Origin of the sequence: Erwinia phyllosphaerae, assembly GCF_019132875.1 — a bacterium.
GTDB lineage: Bacteria > Pseudomonadota > Gammaproteobacteria > Enterobacterales > Enterobacteriaceae > Erwinia > Erwinia phyllosphaerae.
On record NZ_JAHSPF010000001.1, the window covers coordinates 562,217 to 586,225 of the forward strand.

Consider the following 24,009-nt stretch of genomic DNA (forward strand, 5'->3'; position numbering starts at 1 on the left):
ATGTTTATCGGCTTATCGTCGCACAGACAACGCGATCGCTCTCACATTTGTTGCATAAAAGTAATTTTAAGCAAAGCTATTTTTACAATGACATAACATTATAGCGCGTTAATGGGAAAAAACCGGAAAGAATAGCCTTCCGGTTTTGAGCAGAAGAGGTCAGGCAGCGGCGTTTTTGCGCGGGCGTGTAGCGTAGATAAACAGCATGATTGAGAGCGTGGCGCAGATAAAAATCGAGCCGACCATCGGCCAGGCGCTGTTGAAGGTGAAGGTGGAAAGTAGCGCCCCAACCAACGCGCCGACGCCAAAACGCAGCGTGCCCGCCAGCGAAGAAGCTGTTCCGGCCATATGCGGAAACTCTTCCAGAATCACCGCCATCGCGTTTGAGGAAACCATAGCAACGCAGCCGATAAACATGGCCACGCCCAGCACCAGTGGCATAAAGCCAAGGTTCAACGCGCTGACCACTACCAGCCAGACGCCCATTGTGAACTGTATCAGCAGCCCACAGCGAAACATCGCCAGCGGGCCAAAACGGCGTACTGAACGGCTGTTAATGAGCGTCATCAGAAACAGGAAAACCACGTTCAGCGCAAAGTAATAACCGAAATCCTGCGGCGAAATATGGTTCAGCTCAATATAGACAAAAGGCCCGACGTTCAGAAAAGAGAACAGACCGGCGAAGGAAAAACCGCTGGCCAGCATGTAGCTGAACACGCGCTTGTGGCGAAACAGCGACAGAAAGTTACGCAGCGTGGTGCGCATATTAAACTTTTGCCGCTTGTCGTGCGGTAGCGTCTCTTTAATTTGCGTTACCACCAGCACCGTGGTTACCACGGCGGCCAGCGAAATCGTCCAGAAAATGGCGTGCCAGCTCCACAGCAGCAGCAGCCAGCCGCCGACTATCGGTGCCATCAGCGGCGCAATGGTGGTGACCAGCATCACAAAGGACATCATGCGCGAAAACTCCTCTTTCGAGTAGCTGTCACGCATTAAGGCGCTTATCACCACGCTGCCCGCCGCCGCCGACAGGCCGTGCAGCAAACGCATGGCAATCAGCTGGTCAATGGTTTGCGACATGGCGCAGGCCGCCGCCGCCACGGCAAAAATCAGCGTACCGGCCCCGATGACCGGTTTGCGGCCAAAACTGTCGGCCAGCGGGCCATAAACCAGCTGGCCCAGCGCGAAGCCCAGAATGTAAATATTCAGCGTCATCTGCACGCTGCCGGCCGACACGCCAAACTCGCGGGCAATTTGCGGGAGCGCAGGCAAATACATATCAATCGACAGTGGCATCAACATGGCCAGCAGCCCAAGGATAACCACCAGCCCCATCGAAGAGTTTTTTTCCTTACGCACCCGAAATTCCTTATTTTAATTCAGCAGGCAGGCCAACGCTGGCAATCTCTTCCGCCGTCAGCGCGCGGTACTCGCCTGGCTCCAGATCCTCATCCAGCGCGATCTCGCCGATACGTTCACGATGCAGCGCCACCACGTGGTTGCCTACCGCAGCAAACATACGTTTTACCTGATGGTAACGCCCTTCGCTGATGGTCAGACGCACCTGGTTTTCGCTGACGACTTCCAGCGTGGCGGGTTTGGTGAGATCTTTTTCATTATGCAGCTGCACGCCAGCGGCAAACTGCTGCGCCGTGTCGTCCGCCAGCGGATTTTCCAGCGTCACCAGATAGGTTTTTTCACAATGGTGGCGAGGCGACGTAATGCGATGCGACCATTGGCCATCATCGGTCATCAGCACCAGGCCCGTGGTGTCGATATCCAGCCGCCCGGCCGCGTGTAGCTTATAGGCGGTGGGTTCTGCCAGAAAGTAGAGCACCGTCGGGTGATCCGGATCGTCCGTTGAGCAGACGTAGCCCTGCGGCTTGTTCAGCATAAAATAGCGCGGGCCGAGCTGCAGCTGCAGCAGATTGCCGTCATATTCCACTTCGCTTTCCGGGCCAAGCTTAAAAGAGCCGTCGCGTACCACTTCGCCGTCTACCGTTACTTTACGCGCGCGCAGCTCGCGAGCGGCAATCGCCCGGCTGACTTCCAGTTGCTGAGATAAAAATTTGTCGAGTCGCATTAAATCTGCACTGCCTGTTTGAATGAAATGAATTCGTCGTTCCTTAAAGGAACGTTTGAAGAGAGTATCGGCGAGAGTATATCGGGAGTTGCGCCTCAGGCACAGAGGCGCACGCGCATGGATCGTGCTTTCGTGGCATAATGCGGCTTTGCTCGCGGATTTTGCCATGTCCTTTACACTTCGCCCCTATCAGCAGGAAGCGGTTGACGCCACGCTCAGCTACTTCCGCCGTTCCCACCAGCCAGCCGTGATTGTTCTGCCCACTGGCGCGGGTAAAAGCCTGGTGATTGCCGAACTGGCAAGAGTGGCGCGCGGGCGCGTGCTGGTGCTGGCGCACGTCAAAGAGCTGGTGGCGCAAAACCACAGTAAATATCAGGCCTATGGCCTGCAGGCCGATATATTTGCCGCCGGTCTGCAAAAAAAAGAGAGCCGCAGCAAAGTGGTGTTTGGCAGCGTGCAGTCGGTGGCGCGCAACCTGGCGCAGTTTGACAGCGAGTTTTCGCTGCTGATTGTCGACGAGTGCCACCGCATTGGCGATGCCGAAGACAGCCAGTATCAGCAAATCCTGAATCATTTGCGGCAGCGTAATCCCCAGCTGCGCCTGCTGGGCCTGACCGCCACGCCCTACCGGCTGGGCAAAGGCTGGATCTATCAGTTTCACTACCACGGCATGGTACGCGGCGACGAGCGCGCGCTGTTTCGCGACTGCATCTATGAACTGCCGCTGCGCTATATGATCAAACACGGCTTTCTGGTGCCGCCGGAAAGGCTGGATATGCCGGTAGTACAGTATGATTTCAGCCGCCTGACGGCCAGGGAAAACGGCCTGTTTAGCGAAGCGGATCTCAACCTTGAGCTAAAGCAGCAGCAGCGCATTACCCCGCATATTATTCAACAGATCGTTGAGTTTGCCCAGGACCGTCAGGGCGTGATGATTTTTGCCGCCACGGTAGAACACGCCAAAGAAGTGCTGAAGCTGTTGCCGGGCAGTAAAGCGCTGATCAGCGCCGGTACGCCAGCCGCAGAACGCGACGCGCTGATTAACGCTTTTAAAGCGCGCGAGCTGCGCTATATGGTTAACGTCGCCGTACTGACCACGGGTTTTGACGCGCCGCACGTCGATTTAATTGCCATTTTGCGTCCGACGGAATCCGTTAGCCTGTATCAGCAGATTGTCGGGCGCGGGCTGCGCCTGTGTCCCGGAAAAACCGACTGTCTGATTCTGGATTACGCAGGCAACCCGCACGATATTTTCACGCCGGAAGTAGGCGCGCCCAAAGGCAAAAGCGACAACAAACCGGTGCAGGTTTTCTGTCCGGCCTGCGGCTTTGCCAATACCTTCTGGGGTAAAACCACCGCTGACGGCACGATTATCGAGCATTTTGGCCGCCGCTGTCAGGGCGTGCTGGAGGATGACGACGGCGAGCGGGAACAGTGCGACTTCCGCTTTCGTTTTAAAAGCTGTCCACACTGCAATGCCGAAAACGATATTGCCGCCCGCCGCTGTCATCACTGCGACGCGGTGCTGGTCGATCCTGACGATATGTTAAAAGCGGCGCTCAAGCTGAAAGATGCGCTGGTACTGCGCTGTGCCGGGATGGTGCTGGAAAACGGCAAAGATGATAAAGGCGAATGGCTGAAAGCGCGCTATTTCGATGAGGACGCGACGGAAGTTAGCGAGCGCTTTCGTCTGAGTACGCCAGCGCAGCGTAAAGCTTTCGAGCAGCTGTTTATGCGCCCTCACCAGCGCGCGCCTGGCGTGCCGCTGGGTTGGGAAAACGCGGCGGACATTGTCGCTATGCAGCCGCTGCTGCGCCACCCCGATTTTGTGGTGGCGCGCAAACAGCGGCATTTCTGGCAGATACGCGAGAAAGTTTTCGACTATCAGGGCCGCTATCGTCGCGCTAACGAGCTTTAAAAGGGTTACTGCCCCACGGCACGGTTTACCGCGGCCCAGGCTGTTCTGACATCCCGTTTGCTCATGGCCAGCGCCTGTCTGGCCTGAATATCGCTGCGCTGCGCGTCAAGCACGTTGATGAAATTGATAACGCCGCCATTGTAGCGTGCCTCAATTAAGGTTAACGCTTTTGCGGCGCTTTCTGCCCGCCTCTGCTGTTCCGCAAGTTTTTGCTGTGCGGCTGCATAACGACTGAGGGCATCGTCGATTTCCTGCCAGGCTTTCAGCACCGTTTTATGATAATCGACGGCAGCCTGCTGCAGATCTGTTTCGCGCAGTACGACCGTTGCCTTGCGCCGTCCCCGGTCAAACAGTGGCAGAGTAAGACTCGGCCCGACCGACCAGCTACGGCTACCCCATTCGGTAAAGGTGTTGGCGCTATAGGTATCCATGCCGATCTTTGCACCCAGCGTGATGCCGGGATAAAGCTCTGCTTCAGCCACGCCGATCCTTGCCGTGGCCGCATGCAGTTTTGCTTCGGCAGCGCGGATGTCCGGCCGGTTTAAAGCCACCTCAGAGGGAATACCTAACTGCAACGGCGGCAGCTTGTTTAGCGGTAAGCCGTCTGGTTTAAACTGCAACATCGTTTTCAGCGAGCCGGGATGTTCATCCAGCAGCAAAAGCAGCTGGTTCGTTGCTACGCCCTCCTGCATTTGCAAATCAATAAGGTTTGCCCGCGTCGCGGCCAGTTCGCCGCGCTCTCTTTCCAGATCGGTATCGTCAACCTGACCTCCCTCAGCACGGGCTGCAATCAGCGACATACGCTCATCAATGGCTTTAATATCCTCTTGTGCCAGCGCGATCTGCTGCTGTATGCCGCGCAGGTTCCAGTAGCTGTTAACGACATCGCCAACAATGCTCCGCCTGGCGTATTCCAGCAGCGCCTGCTGCTGCGCGGTATCCGCTTTTGCCGCTTCAACAGCCCGGCGTACGTGGCCCCACAGGTCAATCTCCCACGAGAAATCCAGCCCGCCCTGATACCAGTTATAGGGATCGGCCATCAGTTTGCTCAACTCGCTGGAGTCCGGCACTACCTCTTTCAGCGCTCTGGTCGAAGGGCTGTTTTCGCTTTGCTGAGTACGAGTCGCGCTGGCTGTGGCATTGATAGAAGGCGTCTGCTGTGATGTGGTAATGCGCTGCTGCACACGGGCGCTGGCAAACCTCAAGGTTGCGCTACGCAGATCCGGGCTGGCGGTTACGGCTTTTTCGACCAGCGCATTCAAAACGGGATCGTCATAGCGCAGCCACCACTGCTTATCGAGGATAGCGCCAGAGCCAGGCACATTGAGTAAGGCCGCATCAGCGCTGCGCCAGCTTGTCCAGTCAGCGGGCGCGGTCTGTGCAGGCTTTTTAAAATCAGGGCCGACGGTACAACCACTGATAAGGGACATCGTCAGCACCATCGCCACGGCGGATAATGAATGACGATTAAAAAAGGAAAGAGGGTTATTCATCTTTATTCCTGCATCAGTACAGTCGGTTACGGAACAGCCATGCGGCCAAAGGCATCGTGATGACGGCCATCACCAGCATGGGAACAAAATCGAAGGCCACATCTCGCAACCCTGCCCCTTCGAGATAAACCCTGCGCACAAGGTCAATCGCAAAGCGCAGCGGATTAGCGTAGGTCAGGGTATCAAGGAGCTGCGGCATGGTTTGCAACGGCGTCAGCAGCCCGGAAAGCAGCATCAACGGCATGATCAGCAGAAAGGTGTAGAGCATGGCCTGCTGCATATTGGCGGAGATGGCGGAAATCGACAGCCCAAGCCCCACCGCCGCCACGTTGAAGCTGAACAGCCCGATATAAAGCACCAGCAGCGAGCCATTCATCGGAATACGAAACCAGAACAGGATGATCAGCAAAATGATCGTCGACTGGACCAGGCCGACCAGCACGGGAGGGATAGCCTTACCGACCAGCAATTGCATCGGGGTAAAGGGCGTAACCAGAAGCTGATCAAAGGTGCCCTGCTCCCGTTCTCTGGCGACCGAAAGCGCCGACAGTAACAGCGTCTGGATCATGCTGAGGGCGGCGATCAGCGTGGGCATAATCCCCCAGCGTGACTCCAGGTTTGGATTATACCAGGCGCGGACATCGACGGTCAGCGCTGGCTGGGTTCCCGACTGCCGCTGGTTAAAATCACTCACCACCGCGCTGATGTAACCTGCCGCCGCGCTGGCAGTCGACGAATTACGGCCATCGAGGATAACCTGTAGCGGCGAAGCTTCGCCCTTATTGAGTTTATTTTCAAAGTCAGGCGGAAAAGTCAGCGTCATCAATGCCTTTCCTTCCATAATCACGTCTTTGATTTGCGACGCTGAAGTGAGCGTTGCGGTACGGTTAAACACGCCCGTGCCGTCAAGATGCGACAAAATTTGCGCGGAAGCCTGCCCGCGGCTCTGATCCAGCACCGCGTAATCCACGCGATTAACGTCATATGTTGCCGCATAGCCAAACAGCAATGCCTGTATTAACGCAGGCACAATCAGGATGACCCGATTGGCAGGCTCTTTGACAATAGTGAGGATCTCTTTCTTAATCAGGAAGCTGATATGGCGTAGCCACTGCCGTAGTTGATTTATCATGCGTTATCTCAGCCGCTTACGAAGTGAAAGTCTTGAGGCATTAATCAGAACGACGGCATACAGCAGCAGAATGCCGCACTGGCGGAAAAATAGCGGCCAGTCGTTACCGCCCAGAAACAGCGTCTTGATAAGGGACATAAAATGCGTCGCTGGCAAAAGCTGGCTGACTACCTGCACTACCAGCGGCAGGTTGCGGATATCAAAAACGAAACCGGAGAGCATCATTGCGGGCATAAAGCTGGCGATCAGCGCTATCTGGCTCGCCATAAACTGGCTGGGCGCAAAACCCGATATCGCCAGTCCCAGGCCAAGCGCCACCAGCAGATAAAGCATTGAGGCGATAACTATCGCCACCAGAGAGCCTCTGATCGGCACCTCAAAAAGATAGTGTGCCGCCAACAGGCACATCACAAGGTCAACAATGCCAATCACCATGTACGGTGCCAGCTTGGCCAGCACCAGCTCCAGCGGCCGCACCGGCGTGACAAACAGGGCCTCAAGCGTGCCGCGTTCTCGTTCGCGAGCAATCAGCAACCCGGTCAAAAACGCACCAATTAGCGTCAGGATAAGCACAATAATCCCCGGCACGATAAACCAGGTGCTGTTAGCCGCTTCGTTAAACCACATCCGTTGCTCGACGGATACAGCGCCTGCTGTTGCAGCGCCCTGCCTGTCTGATTCAATGGCCGTCTGCACGCCCAGCGCGCCCGTGATATAGCTCTGGGCAGTTGAAGCGACGCTGGTAACGGCGCCGTTTAGCAGAAGCTGCAAGCTTTTCTTGCCGGCCGCCGCGCTTTCGGCGTAGTCAGAAGGAATGCGCAAGATGGCATCCATTTTTCCCTGTTGCAGCGCTTTTTGCGCCGCGACCAGGCTGGGATACTCCTGTAGAGAAAGATAACGGCTGCCCTGCAAAGCAGTGATGACCTGCTGGCTCTGCACGGTATGCTGCTCCTGTACCACCGCGACGCGGGCGCTGGTCAGATCGAAAGAGATGCCATAGCCAAACAGCAAAATCAGCACGATGGGAAGCAAAAAACCTACCGCCAGGTTGCTTCTGTCGCGTACCAGCTGGCGGGTCTCTTTGCGCGTCAGCGAAAGCAAACGGCTCAAAAAAGTGGAGTTATGCATGGGCAGGCGTCCCGTTCGTTTTTGCCCGCGCGTTTTCAACAATGGCAATAAAGGCGCTGTTCATGTCTGCGGTGTGATCAAGCCCCGCCAGCTGGCGCACTTCTTTTGGCGTGCCCAGCGCCAGCAGCTTGCCTGCATCCTGGATGGCAATGCGATCGCAGTACTCCGCTTCTTCCATAAAGTGGGTGGTGACAATAATGGTGATGCCCTTGTTTGCCAGCTCACCAATGGTGTACCAGAACAGCCGTCTGGCCAGCGGATCGATGCCGCTGGTTGGCTCATCCAGAAAGACGATTTCCGGCTCATGCAGCAGCGCTACCGCCATTGACAAACGCTGCTTAAACCCGCCCGGCAGTTCGCCGCTGATGGCGTCGGGACTGAGTTCGAACTGCTCCAGCGAGGCTGCAATCTGGCTGGACAACTTTTTGCCCGTCAGCCCATAAGCGCCGCCAAAAAAGCTCAGGTTTTCCCTGACGCTCAGGTTGCCGTACAGGGCAAATTTTTGCGAGACGTAGCCGATGCGCGCGCGGGCCTTCGCTGTTGCGGTGCGCAGATTCATTCCGGCAACCTCAAGCTGTCCGCCACTGGCAGGAAGCAGGCCGCACAGCATACGGAAAGTGGTGGTTTTTCCCGCGCCGTTTGGCCCCAGCAGGCCAAAAATTTCCCCACGCCTGACGTCGAATGACGTACTGGCGACGGCGGTAAAGTCACCAAACTGCCGCACAAGATTTTTAACGGCGATGGCGGGTTTATTGGCATCCTCATCATTGTGCTGCGCCGCAACCATTTCGGCTTTAACGGGAGCGGAAGCGCTGGCTTTTGGCTGCGCCTGATGCAGCAGCAGCATAAATCCATCTTCCAGTTCTGGCTCACGCGGCGTGGCATTGACCTCCTGCGGCGTCGCCTTATCATCCGCCGACTGGCAGATAAACCTTACGGCATCGCCTTTGGGCACCGCATCGGCAACGGTATCGCGTTTTTCCAGCAGCCGCGCCTGCAAAGTGCGTGATTTTACGCCCTGCGGCGGGACGGCCAGCCACGTTTTTCCTGCCGCTTTCTGACGCAGCTCTTCCGGCGTGCCGCTGGCAAGGATCCTTCCTTTATCCATGACGTATACCCTGGCGCAGCGTTCTGCTTCATCCATGTACGCCGTACTGATGATCACACTCAGGCTTTCGTCCCGAACCAGCTGCTCAATAATGTTCCACAGATCGCGCCGGGAAAGCGGATCGACACCCACGCTGGGTTCATCAAGCAGCAGTAAATCCGGGGAGCGCACCAGCGTGCAGGCCAGGCCGAGCTTCTGTTTCATCCCGCCGGACAGCTTGCCTGCCGGACGATCGGTAAACCGCGCAAGATCGGTGACCGCCAGCAAACGGGCAAAGCGTGTTTGCCTTTCGGAAGAGGGAACACCGTGTAAATCTGCATACAGATCAAGGTTTTCCTGCACGCTCAGATCCTCATACAGGCCGAAACGCTGCGGCATATAGCTAATCCGGTTCTGGATCGATTGCGGGTCCGCCACCACATCGGTGTCTAAAACCGTCAGGCTGCCGCTGTCCGGCACATACAGTCCGGCAATCAGCCGCTGGAAAGTGGTTTTCCCCGCGCCGTCAGGCCCGACCAGCGCCGTCAGCTCACCTTTACCGATGGCCAAGGTTAAGCCATCCAGCGCGTGAATTTCTGGCGCATTTTTGCCAACACCCGGAAAACGCTTTACCAGATCGCGGGCGATGACGATGTCCTGCTTATTACTGGCCGACATCGGAGGCTTTCTCTGTCTGCGTGTTAAGGGTAACGGTCGCGGGCTGCCCCATGCGTAACACGTCGTTCGGATCGTCAACGACAATACGCACTTCATACACCAGGTTAGTGCGTAGCTCTTCCGTCTGTACGGATTTAGGCGTGAACTCCGCTACTGAGGAGATAAAACCCACCTTTCCACTTACCGGTTTGTTGGGAAAAGAGTCGGTAACAACCCGGGCGGCCATACCGGACTTCACTCGTCCCAGATCGCTTTCGTTGAGCCATACCCGAACCCATTTGGGCTTGCTCAGCGCCAGGGTATAGACCGCCTTCTGCGGGCCGGTCATATCGCCAGGCTCCTGAAGACGGGCGCGAACCACGGCATCGACCGGGGAACGTAACTCTGCCTGCGAAAGATGGTACTGCAACAGCGCCAGCTGGGCCTGGGTAGCCCGAACCTGTGCGGCTGAAGCCACCCGCTGCTCGCTACGCACGCCTTTTTGCATTAACGCGAGGTTAGCCTGGCGCTCTGTCACGCTGGCCTGGGCAATGCGTAGATTGCTCCGGGCCATATCCAGCTCCTGCCTGCTGACGCCCTTTCCTGCCGTATTGGCCGAAATATGCTGAATACGGCTGACATCCTCGTTCGCTTTTTGCAGCTGAGCCTGAGCGGATAACAGCTGCGCCTTTGCCTGCACCAGCTCTTCAGGCCGCGCACCAGCCTGCTGTTCACGTACCGTTTGCGTTTGCGCATCCAGCTGCGCCTGCGCCTGCTGCTCCTGAATCTTCAGCGCACGCGTGTCCAGCGTGGCCAGCAGCTGCCCGGCCCGAACGCGGTCGCCTTCCTCAACGGCGAGCGAACTGATGCGCCCATTATCTTCAAACGCTAACGAAACTTGCCGAATATCGACGTTGCCGTGGAGCGTCAGCACGTTCTTATCCCCGTCGTTTTTTCCCGTCAGCCAGAAAAGGCCTGCCGCCGCTATGGCAACGACGATAACGCCGCCAGCAATGATTTTTTTATTCATCGTAAACCCGTCCTGCGGATACCTCAGAGAGCTAGTTTAAATTTAATTTAAACTTTAATTGTGCAATAATAAACCCCTTACTGGTAAAAGAATCATCTGGAAAGCGAGAATTATGGGCAGAGCGCGTCGAAGCGATGGCGATATCACGCGGGAAAGCATTCTGGAAGCGGCAGGAGAACTGATTGCCGAAAAGGGATTTGCACAAACGCCCAGTAAAGAGATTGCCAAAAAAGCCGGTGTCGACCTGGCGGCAATTAACTACCACTTTGGCGGTCGTGATGGTTTATATCTGGCGGTGCTCGCGCTGGCCCACCATCACCATCTGGATGGCCAACAGCTGGTGGCGCTGGCTGCTTCCGGGCTGGCCGCGGAAGAAAAGCTGGGGATGTTTCTCGAAACGTTTTTATCGAATCTGAACAATCCCAACTCCTGGCATGGACGGGTGTTTGCCAGAGAACTGCTGTCGCCTTCCGTACAGCTGGAGCAGTTTTTAAACAGCGAAGGGGCAGTAAAGATTCAGGCGGTGCGCCGCATTATCAGCGAAGCCGCAGGCATCCCGGAAGACGATCCGCGCATCCTTCCCTGCATGCTGAGCGTGGTTGCGCCCTGCGTGATGCTGATAGTGGCCGGTAATCGCATGCCGGGCCCGGTACAGCAAGTTGTTGCGATGCAGACAAAAGCGCTGACCGCGCATTTTAAACTGTTTGCGCTCGCGGGATTAAAAGCGGTGGGCGGCACGGCTGATAAATAATTCAATCAGCCTCCACGGGGTCAGCTTATGCCGATGGTGACGTTTTTTTGCCCGATTTTTAATGCGTTGCCCGCGCGGGCCGTGCCTGCTATAATGCGCCCCGCTTTTGCTGTTGCAGAAGCTGAACACTCCAACCTGCTGCTGGGTCGCCTGTAGCAGGATAATCACTTAAAGAGACTGAACAATGTTCACTATCAATGCAGAAGAACGTAAAGAGCAGGGTAAGGGTGCGAGCCGCCGCCTGCGTACAGCTAACAAGTTCCCGGCTATCATTTATGGCGGTAACGAAGCAGCTGTAGCTATCGAACTGGATCACGACAGCGTGATGAATACTCAGGCTAAACCTGGTTTCTACACCGATGTTCTGACCCTGGTTGTTGATGGCAAAGAAATCAAAGTAAAAGTGCAGGCTGTTCAGCGTCACCCGTTCAAGCCAAAACTGCACCACATCGACTTCGTTCGCGCTTAATCGCTGACGAAACCGCTGTGAAAAGAACGCCGCTTAATGCGGCGTTTTTTTATGGGCGCGGTAGTTAAAAACGGCATCCCTGCCGTCGATTATTTTCCGCCGCTGCGGCGCTGTAGCTGGTCGCGCAGGTTAGGCGGCGTGCCTTTAATAGTCAGCGTATCGGTGGCCGCATCCCAAAAAATCCTTTCGCCTAACAGCATGGCGTCAAAATTGATGGTCAGCCCACCGCCGCTACCGGCAAATTTTGTCAGCTGGCGCAGCGTGCTGCGGTCGGCCGGAAAGCTCTCTTCCAGTTCATAGCCCTGTTCCTGGGTAAAATCCTGAAAGGTTTTTTCGCCCAGCGGCGCCAGCTCTTTTGACAATCCTTCCAGCTCTATCTCTTCGCCGGACTGAAGCTGCTCGTTGCAGTAGCTGTAAACCTGCTGGCGATAATTCTGACGTTCGTTTTTATCCAGCGCCGCTTCCGCGCAGTAGTCGTCTACCGCCTGTAGCAGGCCGCGGTTTTGCGCTTTGGTATCCAGCCCGACGCTCGCGCCAAGAAAGTCCATAAAGAAGTCGGCAACTTTACGCCCTACCCGACCGCGTAAAAAGGTCAGATAGCGGGTAGACTCCGGATTGGTTTCCCATTCCGTCAGATCGATGCGCGCCACGATATCGGCATGATTGATATCCAGATAGTGCGTGGTGCTGATATCCAGCTCTTCGTTAACGCGCATGCTGTTCTGGCTGTTTAGCACGGCCACCAGCAGATATTCCACCGCCAGATAACGGTAGTGGGCAAACAGCACGACGCCGCCATCCGCAAAGGGATATTTCGCCAGCTCGTCGCGCAGGCGTCCGGTTGCCGCGCGGCTAAACGCCAGAAAATCATCCTGGCCTTTACGGCAGTTGCGCAGCGCGTCGGCCAGCTCGCTCTCTTCATTAAACAGGCCATAAGCCTTGCTTTTGGCGCTGTAGACGCGATGCAGCTCCTCCATCATCGCCGTGACCGGGCCATTGGCCGGCAGCAGCGACTCCCGCAACACCAGTTCCAGCGTCTGTTCGTCGCGCTTAATCATCTGATGAAGGGCAATCTGCTCGATATCCAGACTCATGTTAACTCTCCTTTAATCTCAAGCGCGTATTCAATCACCGAGCGATGTCCGGATCAACAGGCAACAACATTAACCGTTGTCTGACGATAAAAGTGCAGAAAAAATTGCGCTTTTACGGTAAGATGCCGCCCTTTAATAATCGATAAATTTGACGCTATGCCACAATCATCCCGCTACAGCGACGACCGCGTGGAAAAACTCCTCGCCGAAATGGTCAACGTGCTTGAAAAAGATAAAGCTCCTACCGATCTTTCCCTGATGGTACTGGGAAATATGGTAACAAATCTGCTGAATACCAGCGTCTCTCCGGAGCAGCGCCGCGCACTGGCGCGTTCGTTTGCCGATGCCCTGCAGGCTTCGGTACGTGAAGATAAAGCGCATTGATGTGATTTTGCTATGGTAACAAATCAGCCGCGCTACCGTGATAAAGTCTCCCAGATGATTGGCTGGGGGCACTGGTTCGCCCTTTTCAACATTATCTTTGCCCTGATTCTGGGTAGCCGCTACCTGTTTGTTGCCGACTGGCCTGCCTCGCTGGTGGGACGTATTTACGCGTTTACCAGCTGGACAGGTCACTTTAGCTTTATCGTTTTCGCGGCTTATCTGCTGATCATCTTTCCGCTGACCTTTGTGGTGATGTCGCAGCGGCTGCTGCGCTTTCTTTCCGCCATTATTGCCACCGCCGGACTTACCCTGATTCTGGTGGACAGCACGGTATTCGAACGCTTTCACCTGCATTTAAATCCCGTGGTCTGGGAGCTGGTGATCAACCCCGATCAAAGCGAGATGGCGCGAGACTGGCAGCTGATGTTTATCAGCGTGCCCGCCATTTTCCTTGTCGAGATGCTGTTTGCCACCTGGAGCTGGCAGAAGCTGCGCAGCCTGAACCGCCGTAGCTTTGGCAAGCCGCTGGCCGTGCTGTTTATTGCGGCTTTCTTTACCAGTCATTTAATGTATATCTGGGCCGACGCCAACTTCTATCGCCCTGTTACCATGCAGCGTGCCAACCTGCCGCTTTCTTATCCAATGACCGCGCGACGCTTTCTGGAGCGTCACGGCCTGCTGGATGCGCAGGAATATCAGCGCAGGCTGGTGCATCAGGGCAATCCGGAAGCCGTTTCGGTCGCTTATCCGCTGAACGATATTACTTTCCGCGATGGCGGCACGCGTAACAATTTGCTGATCGTTACCGTCGACGGCCTGAACGAGGCGACGATGCCCGCATCGCTGCCAAACCTGACGCAGTTTGCTAATAATAACGTGCGCTTTACGCAGCATTTCAGCACCGGCAGCAGCGCGGACGGCGGCCTGTTTGGCCTGTTTTACGGCATTTCGCCTTCCTATATGGATGGCGTGCTGTCGTCCCGCGTTCCTTCTGCCCTCACCGACGCGCTGGCCAAACAAGGCTACCAGTTTGGCCTGTTTGCCAGCGACGGTTTTGCTTCACCGCTTTATCGTCAGGCGCTGCTGACGGACTACTCGCTGCCGGAGTCAGGCAGTCAGCCTAATACCCAAACCGTGTCGCAGTGGCAGCGCTGGGTAGACGGTCAGAAAGCTAAAAACGCGCCGTGGTTCTCCTATCTATCCCTTTCGACCGGCAAGATGGAAGGTTCGCCGAAAGAGATAGCGCGTCGTTACACGCGAGCGGCTGGCGATGTCGATAAGCAGATTCAAACCGTGCTGAGTACGCTTCAGGAAAAAGGCCTGCTGGCTAATACCGTGGTAGTGATTACGGCCCAGCACGGCGTCACCCTGAATGACGACAGCAGCATGGGTAACCGCGCTAATCTTCAGGTGCCGCTGGTGATCCACTGGCCTGATACGCCACCGCAGCAGATCGATAAGCTGACTAACCACGAAGATATTATGACGACGCTGATGCAGCGCTTGCTGCATGTGCGCACGCCAGCTTCTGACTATTCTCAGGGCGAAGATCTGTTTGCCGCGCGTCGTAACCATGACTGGATTTCCAGCCTGAACGGCAGTCAGCTGGTTGTCACTACGCCAAACGTCACGCTGGAGCTGGATAACAACGGCAGCTATCACGCCTGGGATAGTAAAGGTGAGCGTCTGAAAGACCATAAGCCGCAGCTGACGCTGTTGCTACAGGTGCTGACGGACGAGAAGCGGTTTATCGCTAACTAAGCGCGACGGCAGGCCTGGTTAATTTCATAGCAGTCAACGTGTTAGCCGCTTGCAATTGCAGTTAATTTGCGTACTATTAGCTCACGCGTCGGCACGTAGCGCAGCCTGGTAGCGCACCGTCATGGGGTGTCGGGGGTCGGAGGTTCAAATCCTCTCGTGCCGACCAAATCTATTCCCTGTCAGTACCGCTTACTGACGGAAGCCCTACAAGAACCCGCATACTCCCTGAGTTTGCGGGTTTTTTGTTGCCTGTAGTTCTCGGGATTGCATATCACAGGCGAATTTTTCAGAACTTAATCTGGGACCTGGCGATCTGTAGTCCCAAACGCGCTGGTCCCAAATGCCGATCAAAACCAGGCCGCTTACCGTCACACAGATTAAAAACGCCAAACCCACAGGAAAAGAAATTACTTTCACTGATAGCGGAGTCTTGTTCCGTTGTTCAATAAGCTAATGTAGCAACCTCATATTTCTGGAAAATGTTGCCGGATAAAGCCATTACGAGCTTACTACAAAACGCGGTTTTTCTGACTATCAGAGCAATATTAAAGCTTCTATGCAGCCGAAATAATTTTTTCATCCTGACTTAGTTCATCTGAATAAATTAAGGAAGTTTTTATTCGAAATGTATAACAATTATTCGCCCGCTACGGTGTAAAAATTATTTACCCATACAATTTTATACGTTTTTGTCATCATTTAAGCGGAAGTACAAGGTATTGACCTTACTATCCACAAAGAATAGCCTTATAAAGATTTTTCATTGATGAAAAGGACTTTGTATGAATGATGAAGAAGGAGTAGCCGTTGCTATTTCGCCCGTGCAAATGGTAGCTATTCTGCACAGAAAAACGGTGAGTGAAGGCGAAACATGGAGTAATCGCCTTTGGGGCGGTCTGGGTGTGGTTGGCGGAGTCATTGAGTCGTTCGGCGCTGGTGCGCTTTGCATCGTGCCTGAACCTACAATGTTATCCAAAGCGGGATGTGTGATTGTTGGCACGCATAGTCTCGATACGATCAAAACATCTTTAGATCAAGTTATTACCGGTCGTAAATCGCAAACAGCCACGGCTCAGTTAGCTAAGTTAGCCGCAGAGCAATTTGGAGCCGATACAGCAACGGCCTACAAAGTTGGTGTTACCGTTGATTTACTGGTACCACTTGCTTTTGCAAGTGCCGCAGGCGCCGTCAGGATCGCCTCAGTGTACTCTGGTCGGATAAGGTTGGTAGATCACGAAAGCGCGGCGCTGGGACATACTATCGCACGTCACATTGGCCTGTCTCAGGCACAAATGATAGCCCGACTGACAGCCCCAAAAGCGCCTGCCCGTGCCAGCACCTTTCTTAATACTCGGCATGCAGAGTTGTTGATATCAGAAGTCCTGTCAGCCAAACGTTACCAAATCGAAAGTGCTTTAAAATATATGCAGTCAGGCTCCAGGCTTCGCCTTGACCATCGCTTTTATTTTTCCACAGGTCGATATATTGACAAAGGATCTACAGTCGTAAAAAAAGCTTACGGTTTAAGAATAATTATCGAGGCCAGGAAATTTAATAATAAAACTTACTATATCGTAACCGCATATCCGGTACCATAAGGAGTGAAAATGGATACTAATATTGAAAAGCAATGTGAGCTGGATAACCTGGTAATGATATATTTTGGCCAGGACTGCGATATCTTTGATGAGGACTGCGATTTTGATAACTTGCTTAACGAATATTTGAACACCTCTTCTGCTTTTTCTCTCAGAATGCTTCTGGCTAATTTGGCTGAACTGAACAACCAGCCAGACAGATGTGAGGTGTTACTGGCCCGCTATGGTGGCGAGTTTGCCCCGGATCGCTGGGATCTGACTGTTCAGGAGTGGCTTGATATTGTTAACCAGCGCCTCGTTGATTACATGAGTAAGAAAGGCTACTCGACGGAGCTATCCCATTTTTAACTTTCTTCCTTTGCTTTTCCTTCACTGCTTACAGACCATGCATGGGAAAGATGCATGGTCTGGTATGCCCGGCGCTTCGTTTAACGCCGTCTAAGCGCTCGATGTTATCTGGTTCTCCAGCTCATAATGATATTTATCCTGCATATAACCACTTCAGCAATCACAGAACCGGCAGGCCAAGGTTTTCGCGCAGCGTGGTAAATTCATAATCTTCACGAAACAGACCACGGCGACGGAGTTCCGGGATAACCAGGTCGATAAACAGATCGAGCTGCTCAGGCATAATGGCCGGCATAATATTAAAACCGTCCGCTCCGCCCTGCTCCAGCCATAGCTGGAAATCATCCGCCACGTCTGCGGCCGTCCCTACTATTACGCGGTGTCCACGGGAACCAGCGGCAACGGCGGCCAGCTCGCGAAGCGTCAGATTTTCGCGTTTCGCCATATCGGTCATCAGCTTGACGCGGCTCTGATTCCCTTCGCCCAGCGGCACCTCTGGTACAGGACCATCCAGCGGGTACTGGCTGAGATCCATATTAAAACGAAGCGACAGCTGACGCAGACCATTATCAATATCCACCAGGGTATTCAGCTCTTTCCATAGTGTAGCGGCTTCTTCACGCGTATGGCCGATGATGGGCATCACGCCAGGCATGATGACCACGTGGTCCGGATTGCGGCCAGCGGCAATGACCTGCTCTTTCTGGCTACGGTAAAAAGCCTGTGCCTCTTCCAGGCTGGCAGCAGCGGTAAAAATCACCTCGGCCGTTTCAGCAGCCAGTTTTTGACCATCGGCTGAAGAACCCGCCTCGATAATCACCGGGCGGCCCTGGGGTGAACGCGTGATATTCAGCGGCCCCTGCACCTGAAAATGCTTGCCCTGATGATTGATTGGTTTGATTTTATCATCAACAAAATAAGCACCCGTTGCTTTGTTCGGCTGTACGGCATCCGCTTCCCAGCCCTGCCAGAGTTTGTTAGTGACTTCGAGGAATTCGCGTGCGCGTGCATAACGCTCTGCGTGGTCAGGCATATCGCTACGGCTGAAGTTGCGTGCCACATCAGTAGAAAATGACGTCACCACGTTCCAGGCCGCACGACCACGGCTGATATGATCCAGTGACGAGAAACTGCGCGCCATCGTGAAGGGATCGCTAAAGGTTGTTGATGCGGTGCCCGCCAGACCGATGCGCTTAGTGTTTACCGCCAGTGCAGAAAGCATGGTCAACGGCTCAAGGCGCGCCATGGTGGAAGGCAGACGGTACATACTTGTTGCCAGAGCGTCACCAACAAAGAACAGGTCAAATTTACCTGCTTCTGCTCTTTTGGCTATGGTGATGAGCCAGTCAATGTCGGTAGGATCCCCTGACTGCTGCGTTAGCCGCCAGCCGCTGACATGTTGTCCAACCGGTTGCACAAAAAGGCCGAGTCGAAGGCGACGCTGGGTGGTTGCGCTGTCCATTAAAATTGTCCTGGTCTGTAAAAGTGAGATATTTGTTTCAGAGCGTGCTTAAAATATGTTTTCGGTTGCCAGCAAAGCCTGTTCCAGCGCCGTAGCAGAGATAGCAAAAGGCAGGCGTGCCGCGCTGGCCGCAGGAAATTTAATCTGCTGTGCGATCTTACGGATCCGTTGTGCTCGCTCCCCTTCTAATGCAGGAAGCTGCAATGGCATAGCGTATTGCCTGAGCAGGCTCAGCAGTTCGGCATCGGGAACGCCGTCGTGTTCAATCAGCGACTGCACCAGCAAGCTGTAACCTACTTTCTCGCCGTGCAACCACTGATGTAACTCGGGTTGATCGGTCAGTCGATTGTGAATGGCATGGGCGAAACCTGGCGTGGGTAAAACGTCGCGCACGCTATTTGCTAAGCCAGCCAGCACGATATTGGCATCGATGACCTTGATCAGCTCTGGCGTGACTTGCTGCTGCTGATTAGCGAGAACGGCCGCAGCGCCGAACTGGCGATAGCTATCCAGCGCATGCAGGGCAGCCATCACTTTTAAATCCAGCGCAAGGTCAGCAGGGTTGTGGCGCTGGTAGGGTCGAAATTCAAAATATTTTGCCAGGGCATCGACAATACCGGCTTGCAGGTAACGTACATTACTGCGCGCGATGATTTCGCTATCCACCAGCACAAGCTCCGGCATTTTTGCCATCGGCTGACTGCGCACGTGGCCGCCTTGTGCATTATAGATAATGGCAACCGGAGACCAGGCCGCGCAGGTGGCAGCCACGGTAGCAAAATTGATGACTCTTAAAGCCGGGAGCAAATTACCAACGGATTTGGCCGTATCCAGTACCCGCCCACCTCCGACGGCAAATAAAACATCGACGCCCTGCTGTTCGATATTTTGTTTTAAATTTTCAATTGCTTCATCAGTACACTCTCCGTGCAGATAGTCAAGCTCCCAGCTAATCCCGCTAGCTTCCAGGCTGTGGCTTAATTCTGGATTGACGGCCAGCCACGCCCGTGGCGAGGTAAAAATACGAATGCGTGAGGCATAAGGTTTAATAAATTCGCCCGCACGTTTACGCAGGCCTGCTTCATGTGCATAGGCACGCGGAGATTTAATCGCTAACACGGCTGTTCCCTGTAAAATAGAGAAGCTATAACAATCCCATCATCGTTTTTTTAATATTATTAATAGCTTCTTTTAACCTGAGAGAGTTTTGCATACTACGGAATGCAATAATTTAAGCAATCAAAAAACCGCCGTTTCATTTTCTCAAATTTGCATTACTTTATTTATATTTCAGATATAGCGTCTGCCCCCTTTGCTGTTAGTCTCACAGGCCTGGATATGCCTTTATTATTAGCCATCACAGCGCCTCTTTGAGAAAAATTATGCAGCTTGATTTCCGTCAGGTCAGCCCGGACGAAGTAGAAACTTACCAGGCGCTTATGCACGCCGCTTATGCTCCCGTCAAAGCGCTGGGCATCCAGTTTGATGCGGCCAGCGCCAGCCTGGAAAAAACCTTGCAGCATCTGCAAAGCCATGGCGTCTATGCTCTTTACGCCAGTGGCGAGATGGTTGCGTCAATCACCGTTCGCTATCCCTGGGGCACTCTACCCGGCCCTTTTGGCCTGCCGCATATAGGCTGGTTTGGCGCGCATCCTGCCCGTGCCGGAATGCATTTTGGCCGACAAATACAGGACAGGCTCGAGAAAGAGATCCTTATTGGCCAGCTACATGCACCGGCGGTCTCGTTGGGAACCGCTGTCAGTCACCCCTGGTTAAAAGAGATGTATTCAAAGCGGGGTTACCAGCCAATGCATACCACCGATCTCGGGAAAGGCCATATCACTCTTTATATGAAAAAGATCCTGGATGAAACCGCCCATGCGGCCTGGCTGACGCGACAGAATACCCAAACGGAGATCCATTCTTGAGTACAGTTAACGCCGCGCTGAACAATCAGGAGCACCACGAATGACCTGTACATCGGCGCTGGCCGAACGCATTGTCAAAAGCCAGCCTGACGCTCTGGCGCGTGAAAAAGCACGGCAAGGCATTCGTGATTTTTTGGCCGTAAGCTGGCCAGTGCTGCGTAGCCAGGTGCCGGATAGCGGGTTACCTGCGCTTCGCAGTGTTTATGGGGATGGCAGCGTACGCTCGCAGGCGCTACTGCTTGGCTATGCCGGCCATGCCCTTGATTACGATGACTTTCATGCCGATTTTCGTGGTCACCCGAGCGTGGTGATCCTGCCTGCGCTTTTTGCCTGGCACCAGAGTCAGCCGACTGCTGACGTAGAACAGTTTCTTGACGCTTATATCATCGGGGTTGAAATGGCGGGCCGTCTCGGGCTGGCCGCCAGCCAGCAACATTATGCTCTGGGCTATCACAATACGGCGACGTTAGGGACTGTCGCGGCGGCGGCGGCGCTGGCAAGGTTTTTGTCTCTGGATGAGAGTAAAACGGCGGTGTTGCTGGGCATTGCCTGTACCCAGGCCAGCGGGTTGCGTGCACAGTTCGGTTCGGCTGTTAAGCCATTGCACGCCGGGTTTGCTGCGGAACGGGCGGTAAGCGCGGCTCAGCTGGCGTTAGCCGGTTTCGATGGCAAACCGGAGGGCGTCTTTGAGGCATTTCTGACGGCCAGCAGCAACGGTCAGGCGCAGCCAGATAACTTACTGAAAGATTGGGGTTCGCCATGGCGGATCAGCGCGCCGGGCCTGGAGTTCAAGCCTTTCCCCACCTGCGCGGGTACGCACAGCGCGGCGGAAGCGGCACGAACGTTGCGTCAGCAGTGGCTGGCAACCGGGCAGTCTGTGGAGAGTTTGCTGCATGAGATTGTTGATATCACCGTTGCCTTTCCACCGGGTGGTGACATCGCCGCGTCAGTCAGAGAACCGGTCAACGGGATTGAGGCGCGCTTTAGCCTGGAGTATGTTATCGCCGCGATGCTGATCTACAACGATTTGCGTCTGGAGGATTTCGCGGAGGGCGATCTCAATCGTGAGGTGCTCCCGCTGGCGGCCAGGGTACACCGTACACCCGATGAAAATGCCCCGCCCGATACGGTTAATCCGGCATTACGTTTCCATGAGGTAACGCTGTCATTAAAAAATGGTCAAAAGTTACGGCAGCGTCGTACCCGCCAGCAGTCGCTGGCGGATGCGGTGGACGTGTCGGCCAAGCTGCATGCCGCGTTAAAGCAGGAAACGGAACAACGGCAGCAGCAGCTCTGGCAAAGCAGCAAACTTCTGACAACGGCAGACTTGCTGACGCTGAGTCAGCACCTGGTCCCCTGACAAAGCTACGCGATTATCTTTTCTGGTGTGCAGGCGGGATAAATGCCTGCACCGGGGTAAGCTCCCCGGTGTACTTGCGTACCTGCACCACGGTTATCTGACCGCTACATCCCTGCGTTAATGACGATGTACCAATATCCAGAGTCAGTACGTTGGGGTTCCCGTGACGGCATAGCGGACGTACAGCGGTGGGATCGACCGGGTCATACCAGGCACCGGTCGGTAACTGTACCACGCCCGCCATAATGGTATCGGTGACCCGGGCGCTGGCAAGAACGTGGCCGCGCTGGTTATAAAGCTCAATGATATCGCCATCCGTAATGTTCAGCGCCACGGCATCTTTAGGGTTCAGACTGCACGCTTCCCGCCCGTCGCGTTTGCCACTGAGGCTGTAATCGCCAAAATCGAGCTGGCTGTGAAGTCGCGTGGCAGGCTGATTGGCGATCAGCCAGAACGGCTGTGCTGCATCCGGCTTTTGCTGCGGCTCGCGCCACACCGGATGTCCGGGGCAGTTTTCATAATTAAAGCTGGCAATCGTGGCCGAGAAAATTTCAATCTTTCCACTGGGCGTGGGCAAAGGTGCCGCATCCGGATCGGCGCGAAATGCGTTGATAATTCTTCCCCCGTCCTTCAACTGCGGCAATTCAATCACCCCCTGCTGCCAGAACTGTTCGAACGCAGGGATCGTAACTTGCTGCGCGGCGAGTTTTTGCTGAAGCTGGTGATAATGCCGCTCTAACCAGCCACGCGTATCCAGTCCTTCAGTAAAAGCCTCCTCATGCCCCAGCCGACGGGCCAGCTCGCTGAAGATAGCGTAATCATCTTTCGCTTCGGCGTAAGGCTGCGCCACGGGCTGCATGGCAAACAGATGCCTGTCGGTAGGCGCGCCGCCGATATCCTCCCGCTCCAGCGTCATGGTGGCAGGCAGAACGATATCAGCGTGGCGGGCGGTAGAAGTCCATGCAATCTCATGCACGATGAAGGTGTCTAACTGGCAAAACGCCTGGCGCAATCTGGCCAGATCCTGGTGATGATGAAAGGGATTGCCACCCGCCCAGTAAGCCAGCCTGATGTGGGGATAGGTAAGTCTTCGGCCATTGTAGTCAAACTGCGTGCCGGGATTAAGCAGCATATCGGCGATACGCGCCACCGGGATCAAACGGTCGATGCCGTTCCTGCCCTGAGGCAATGCCGGGAAACTCACCCGGTTATGATGTTTTCCATAATGGCCAAGCGCGCCTAAGGCATAGGTGTAACCTCCGCCGGGCAAACCGGGTTGCCCGAGCGCGGAGGCCAGCACCAGGCCGAGCCAGACGGGTTGCTCGCCATGTTCCGCACGCTGTAATGCATGAGCTACCGTTACCAGCACGCGTTTACCGTGCAGCTGCCGTGCAAAATCAGTGATAACAGCCGCGCTGACGCCGCAAATGTCCGCCGCCCAGGCAGCATCGCGCTTTGTGCCATCTTCCTCACCGTCAATATAGGCCACCATCTGCGGCCAGCCTACGGTATAGCGGGCGAGGAAAGCCTCATCCGTTGACCCCTCTTCAATCAATACTGCCAGTAAACCCAGTATAAAAGCGGCATCGGTACCCGGCCGAAGCGCAAGCCATTCTCCACGGGCTTCGTCAGGCAGATCGCTTTTAAGGGGACTGACAGAGATAAACTGCGTCCCACGTTGTGACGCCTGTTGCATAAAGCCACGCTCGGTGTGTTCACTCAGTCCACCGCTGGCAACCTGCGAGTTTTTTAACGCCAGGCCACCGAACGCCAGCACGATGTCGCTATGCTGCGCAATCTCTTCCCAGCTGACGCCGCGACGGGCAATTTCATTCATATCGCCGACAATATGCGGCAAAAGCACGGAGGCAGAGCCGGAGCTGTAACTGTTTACCGAACGCACATAGCCGCCCATAGTCGTGTTCAGAAAACGATGAACCTGACTTTGGGCATGATGGAAACGCCCGGCGCTTGACCAGCCATAAGAGCCGCCAAAAATGCCTTGTGGGCCATAAGATTTACCGACACGGGATAGCTCATTAGCGACCAGTTCACAGGCTTCGTCCCAGCTGACAGCGATATAGTCATCATTGCCACGACGCTGGTCTGGTCCCGGTCCCTGCTCCAGCCAGCCACGGCGAACCATCGGTCTGGCCACCCGCGCGGGATGGTTAAGCGCGTGCCGAAAATTCTTTAAAAGGGGGCTGGGATTGGGATCGCCGCTGAAAGGCTCTATGCTGAGTTGGCCATCCTGCTGCCGGGCATGAAATGCTCCCCAGTGGGAACTGTGCATTACCGGTTTCTGGGACATTATTTTTTCCTGGTT

The 24,009-nt window shown here is 54.8% G+C and carries 20 protein-coding genes and 1 tRNA gene; 10 read left to right on the forward strand and 11 right to left on the reverse strand.

What is annotated here, in order from left to right; genetic code table 11:
- Positions 1-159: 159 nt before the first annotated feature.
- Both KUE00_RS02460 and rsuA read right to left on the reverse strand, forming a co-directional pair.
- On the reverse strand, positions 160-1,359 hold the full coding sequence (locus KUE00_RS02460; RefSeq protein WP_246757898.1) for a Bcr/CflA family multidrug efflux MFS transporter: 1,200 nt from the start codon (positions 1,357-1,359) through the stop codon (positions 160-162).
- Between the two features lie 10 nt (positions 1,360-1,369).
- Positions 1,370-2,083: a 16S rRNA pseudouridine(516) synthase RsuA gene (rsuA, locus tag KUE00_RS02465; RefSeq protein ID WP_246757899.1), complete on the reverse strand. Its 714-nt coding sequence runs from the start codon at positions 2,081-2,083 to the stop codon at positions 1,370-1,372.
- Between the two features lie 166 nt (positions 2,084-2,249).
- Here rsuA and radD point away from each other — a divergent pair, with 166 nt between their 5' ends.
- On the forward strand, positions 2,250-4,001 hold the full coding sequence (gene radD, locus KUE00_RS02470) for a DNA repair helicase RadD (protein ID WP_246757900.1): 1,752 nt from the start codon (positions 2,250-2,252) through the stop codon (positions 3,999-4,001).
- Positions 4,002-4,006: 5 nt separating this feature from the next.
- Here the strand turns inward: radD and KUE00_RS02475 are convergent, their stop codons facing one another.
- Genes KUE00_RS02475 through KUE00_RS02495 form a run of 5 tightly spaced genes read right to left on the reverse strand, consistent with a single transcriptional unit; the run spans position 4,007 to position 10,528 of the window.
- Positions 4,007-5,494: an efflux transporter outer membrane subunit gene (locus tag KUE00_RS02475; RefSeq protein WP_246757901.1), complete on the reverse strand. Its 1,488-nt coding sequence runs from the start codon at positions 5,492-5,494 to the stop codon at positions 4,007-4,009.
- Positions 5,495-5,507: 13 nt separating this feature from the next.
- Positions 5,508-6,626, reverse strand: coding sequence for an ABC transporter permease (locus tag KUE00_RS02480; RefSeq protein WP_246757902.1), 1,119 nt, complete (start codon positions 6,624-6,626; stop codon positions 5,508-5,510).
- 3 nt (positions 6,627-6,629) lie between these two features.
- The gene (locus tag KUE00_RS02485; RefSeq protein WP_246757903.1) at positions 6,630-7,754 is read right to left on the reverse strand and encodes an ABC transporter permease; all 1,125 of its coding nucleotides are present in this window, start codon (positions 7,752-7,754) and stop codon (positions 6,630-6,632) included.
- Positions 7,747-9,519, reverse strand: a complete 1,773-nt coding sequence (locus tag KUE00_RS02490; RefSeq protein ID WP_246757904.1) for an ATP-binding cassette domain-containing protein — start codon at positions 9,517-9,519, stop codon at positions 7,747-7,749. Before KUE00_RS02490 ends, KUE00_RS02485 begins: the two co-directional genes overlap by 8 nt.
- Positions 9,506-10,528 (reverse strand): HlyD family secretion protein, encoded by a 1,023-nt coding sequence (locus tag KUE00_RS02495; protein WP_246757905.1) that lies wholly within the window; start codon positions 10,526-10,528, stop codon positions 9,506-9,508. The genes KUE00_RS02490 and KUE00_RS02495 overlap by 14 nt, the downstream gene beginning before the upstream one ends.
- A 112-nt stretch (positions 10,529-10,640) precedes the next feature.
- Between KUE00_RS02495 and KUE00_RS21805 the strand changes: the two genes are divergently transcribed.
- The gene (locus KUE00_RS21805; RefSeq protein WP_281434439.1) at positions 10,641-11,279 is read left to right on the forward strand and encodes a TetR/AcrR family transcriptional regulator; all 639 of its coding nucleotides are present in this window, start codon (positions 10,641-10,643) and stop codon (positions 11,277-11,279) included.
- A 184-nt stretch (positions 11,280-11,463) separates the two neighbouring features.
- The gene (gene rplY, locus KUE00_RS02510; RefSeq protein ID WP_246757906.1) at positions 11,464-11,748 is read left to right on the forward strand and encodes a 50S ribosomal protein L25; all 285 of its coding nucleotides are present in this window, start codon (positions 11,464-11,466) and stop codon (positions 11,746-11,748) included.
- An 89-nt stretch (positions 11,749-11,837) separates the two neighbouring features.
- On the opposite strand, the gene yejK is transcribed toward rplY, so the two are convergent.
- Complete coding sequence (gene yejK / locus KUE00_RS02515) at positions 11,838-12,842, reverse strand: nucleoid-associated protein YejK (protein WP_246757907.1); 1,005 nt, start codon at positions 12,840-12,842, stop codon at positions 11,838-11,840.
- A 156-nt stretch (positions 12,843-12,998) separates the two neighbouring features.
- Here yejK and KUE00_RS02520 point away from each other — a divergent pair, with 156 nt between their 5' ends.
- From KUE00_RS02520 to KUE00_RS02540, 5 genes are all read left to right on the forward strand, one after another.
- Entirely contained in the window at positions 12,999-13,226 is a 228-nt protein-coding gene (locus KUE00_RS02520) for a YejL family protein (protein ID WP_246757908.1), read from the forward strand.
- A gap of 12 nt (positions 13,227-13,238) precedes the next feature.
- Positions 13,239-14,987: an LPS biosynthesis-modulating metalloenzyme YejM gene (gene yejM / locus KUE00_RS02525; protein WP_246757909.1), complete on the forward strand. Its 1,749-nt coding sequence runs from the start codon at positions 13,239-13,241 to the stop codon at positions 14,985-14,987.
- A gap of 89 nt (positions 14,988-15,076) precedes the next feature.
- Positions 15,077-15,153, forward strand: a tRNA-Pro gene (locus tag KUE00_RS02530).
- Between the two features lie 616 nt (positions 15,154-15,769).
- Positions 15,770-16,585 (forward strand): RNase A-like domain-containing protein, encoded by an 816-nt coding sequence (locus KUE00_RS02535; protein ID WP_246757910.1) that lies wholly within the window; start codon positions 15,770-15,772, stop codon positions 16,583-16,585.
- Between the two features lie 9 nt (positions 16,586-16,594).
- Positions 16,595-16,933 carry a contact-dependent growth inhibition system immunity protein gene (locus tag KUE00_RS02540; protein ID WP_246757911.1) on the forward strand — a complete coding sequence of 113 codons (339 nt, stop codon included), beginning with the start codon at positions 16,595-16,597 and terminating at the stop codon, positions 16,931-16,933.
- Between the two features lie 160 nt (positions 16,934-17,093).
- On the opposite strand, the gene KUE00_RS02545 is transcribed toward KUE00_RS02540, so the two are convergent.
- A complete protein-coding gene (locus tag KUE00_RS02545; RefSeq protein ID WP_246757912.1) occupies positions 17,094-18,395 on the reverse strand; it encodes an LLM class flavin-dependent oxidoreductase in 1,302 nt (433 codons plus the stop codon).
- Positions 18,396-18,443: 48 nt separating this feature from the next.
- The gene (locus tag KUE00_RS02550; RefSeq protein ID WP_246757913.1) at positions 18,444-19,514 is read right to left on the reverse strand and encodes an iron-containing alcohol dehydrogenase family protein; all 1,071 of its coding nucleotides are present in this window, start codon (positions 19,512-19,514) and stop codon (positions 18,444-18,446) included.
- 263 nt (positions 19,515-19,777) lie between these two features.
- On the opposite strand from KUE00_RS02550, the gene KUE00_RS02555 reads away from it, so the two are divergent.
- Positions 19,778-20,323 (forward strand): GNAT family N-acetyltransferase, encoded by a 546-nt coding sequence (locus tag KUE00_RS02555; protein WP_246757914.1) that lies wholly within the window; start codon positions 19,778-19,780, stop codon positions 20,321-20,323.
- Between the two features lie 40 nt (positions 20,324-20,363).
- Positions 20,364-21,683, forward strand: coding sequence for an MmgE/PrpD family protein (locus KUE00_RS02560; protein WP_246757915.1), 1,320 nt, complete (start codon positions 20,364-20,366; stop codon positions 21,681-21,683).
- A gap of 13 nt (positions 21,684-21,696) precedes the next feature.
- Here KUE00_RS02560 and KUE00_RS02565 read toward each other — a convergent pair whose 3' ends face one another.
- On the reverse strand, positions 21,697-23,994 hold the full coding sequence (locus KUE00_RS02565) for a molybdopterin-dependent oxidoreductase (RefSeq protein WP_246757916.1): 2,298 nt from the start codon (positions 23,992-23,994) through the stop codon (positions 21,697-21,699).
- Positions 23,995-24,009 lie beyond the last annotated feature (15 nt).

Excerpts from the sequence above, each read along its gene's own strand:
- rsuA (WP_246757899.1), bottom strand. The coding sequence starts at position 2,083 with ATGCGACTCGACAAATTTTTATCTCAGCAACTGGAAGTCAGCCGGGCG.
- radD (WP_246757900.1), top strand. The coding sequence starts at position 2,250 with ATGTCCTTTACACTTCGCCCCTATCAGCAGGAAGCGGTTGACGCCACG.
- KUE00_RS02475 (WP_246757901.1), bottom strand. The coding sequence starts at position 5,494 with ATGAATAACCCTCTTTCCTTTTTTAATCGTCATTCATTATCCGCCGTG.
- KUE00_RS02480 (WP_246757902.1), bottom strand. The coding sequence starts at position 6,626 with ATGATAAATCAACTACGGCAGTGGCTACGCCATATCAGCTTCCTGATT.
- KUE00_RS02485 (WP_246757903.1), bottom strand. The coding sequence starts at position 7,754 with ATGCATAACTCCACTTTTTTGAGCCGTTTGCTTTCGCTGACGCGCAAA.
- KUE00_RS02490 (WP_246757904.1), bottom strand. The coding sequence starts at position 9,519 with ATGTCGGCCAGTAATAAGCAGGACATCGTCATCGCCCGCGATCTGGTA.
- KUE00_RS02495 (WP_246757905.1), bottom strand. The coding sequence starts at position 10,528 with ATGAATAAAAAAATCATTGCTGGCGGCGTTATCGTCGTTGCCATAGCG.
- KUE00_RS21805 (WP_281434439.1), top strand. The coding sequence starts at position 10,641 with ATGGGCAGAGCGCGTCGAAGCGATGGCGATATCACGCGGGAAAGCATT.
- rplY (WP_246757906.1), top strand. The coding sequence starts at position 11,464 with ATGTTCACTATCAATGCAGAAGAACGTAAAGAGCAGGGTAAGGGTGCG.
- yejK (WP_246757907.1), bottom strand. The coding sequence starts at position 12,842 with ATGAGTCTGGATATCGAGCAGATTGCCCTTCATCAGATGATTAAGCGC.
- KUE00_RS02520 (WP_246757908.1), top strand. The coding sequence starts at position 12,999 with ATGCCACAATCATCCCGCTACAGCGACGACCGCGTGGAAAAACTCCTC.
- yejM (WP_246757909.1), top strand. The coding sequence starts at position 13,239 with ATGGTAACAAATCAGCCGCGCTACCGTGATAAAGTCTCCCAGATGATT.
- KUE00_RS02535 (WP_246757910.1), top strand. The coding sequence starts at position 15,770 with ATGAATGATGAAGAAGGAGTAGCCGTTGCTATTTCGCCCGTGCAAATG.
- KUE00_RS02540 (WP_246757911.1), top strand. The coding sequence starts at position 16,595 with ATGGATACTAATATTGAAAAGCAATGTGAGCTGGATAACCTGGTAATG.
- KUE00_RS02545 (WP_246757912.1), bottom strand. The coding sequence starts at position 18,395 with ATGGACAGCGCAACCACCCAGCGTCGCCTTCGACTCGGCCTTTTTGTG.
- KUE00_RS02555 (WP_246757914.1), top strand. The coding sequence starts at position 19,778 with ATGCAGCTTGATTTCCGTCAGGTCAGCCCGGACGAAGTAGAAACTTAC.
- KUE00_RS02560 (WP_246757915.1), top strand. The coding sequence starts at position 20,364 with ATGACCTGTACATCGGCGCTGGCCGAACGCATTGTCAAAAGCCAGCCT.
- KUE00_RS02565 (WP_246757916.1), bottom strand. The coding sequence starts at position 23,994 with ATGTCCCAGAAACCGGTAATGCACAGTTCCCACTGGGGAGCATTTCAT.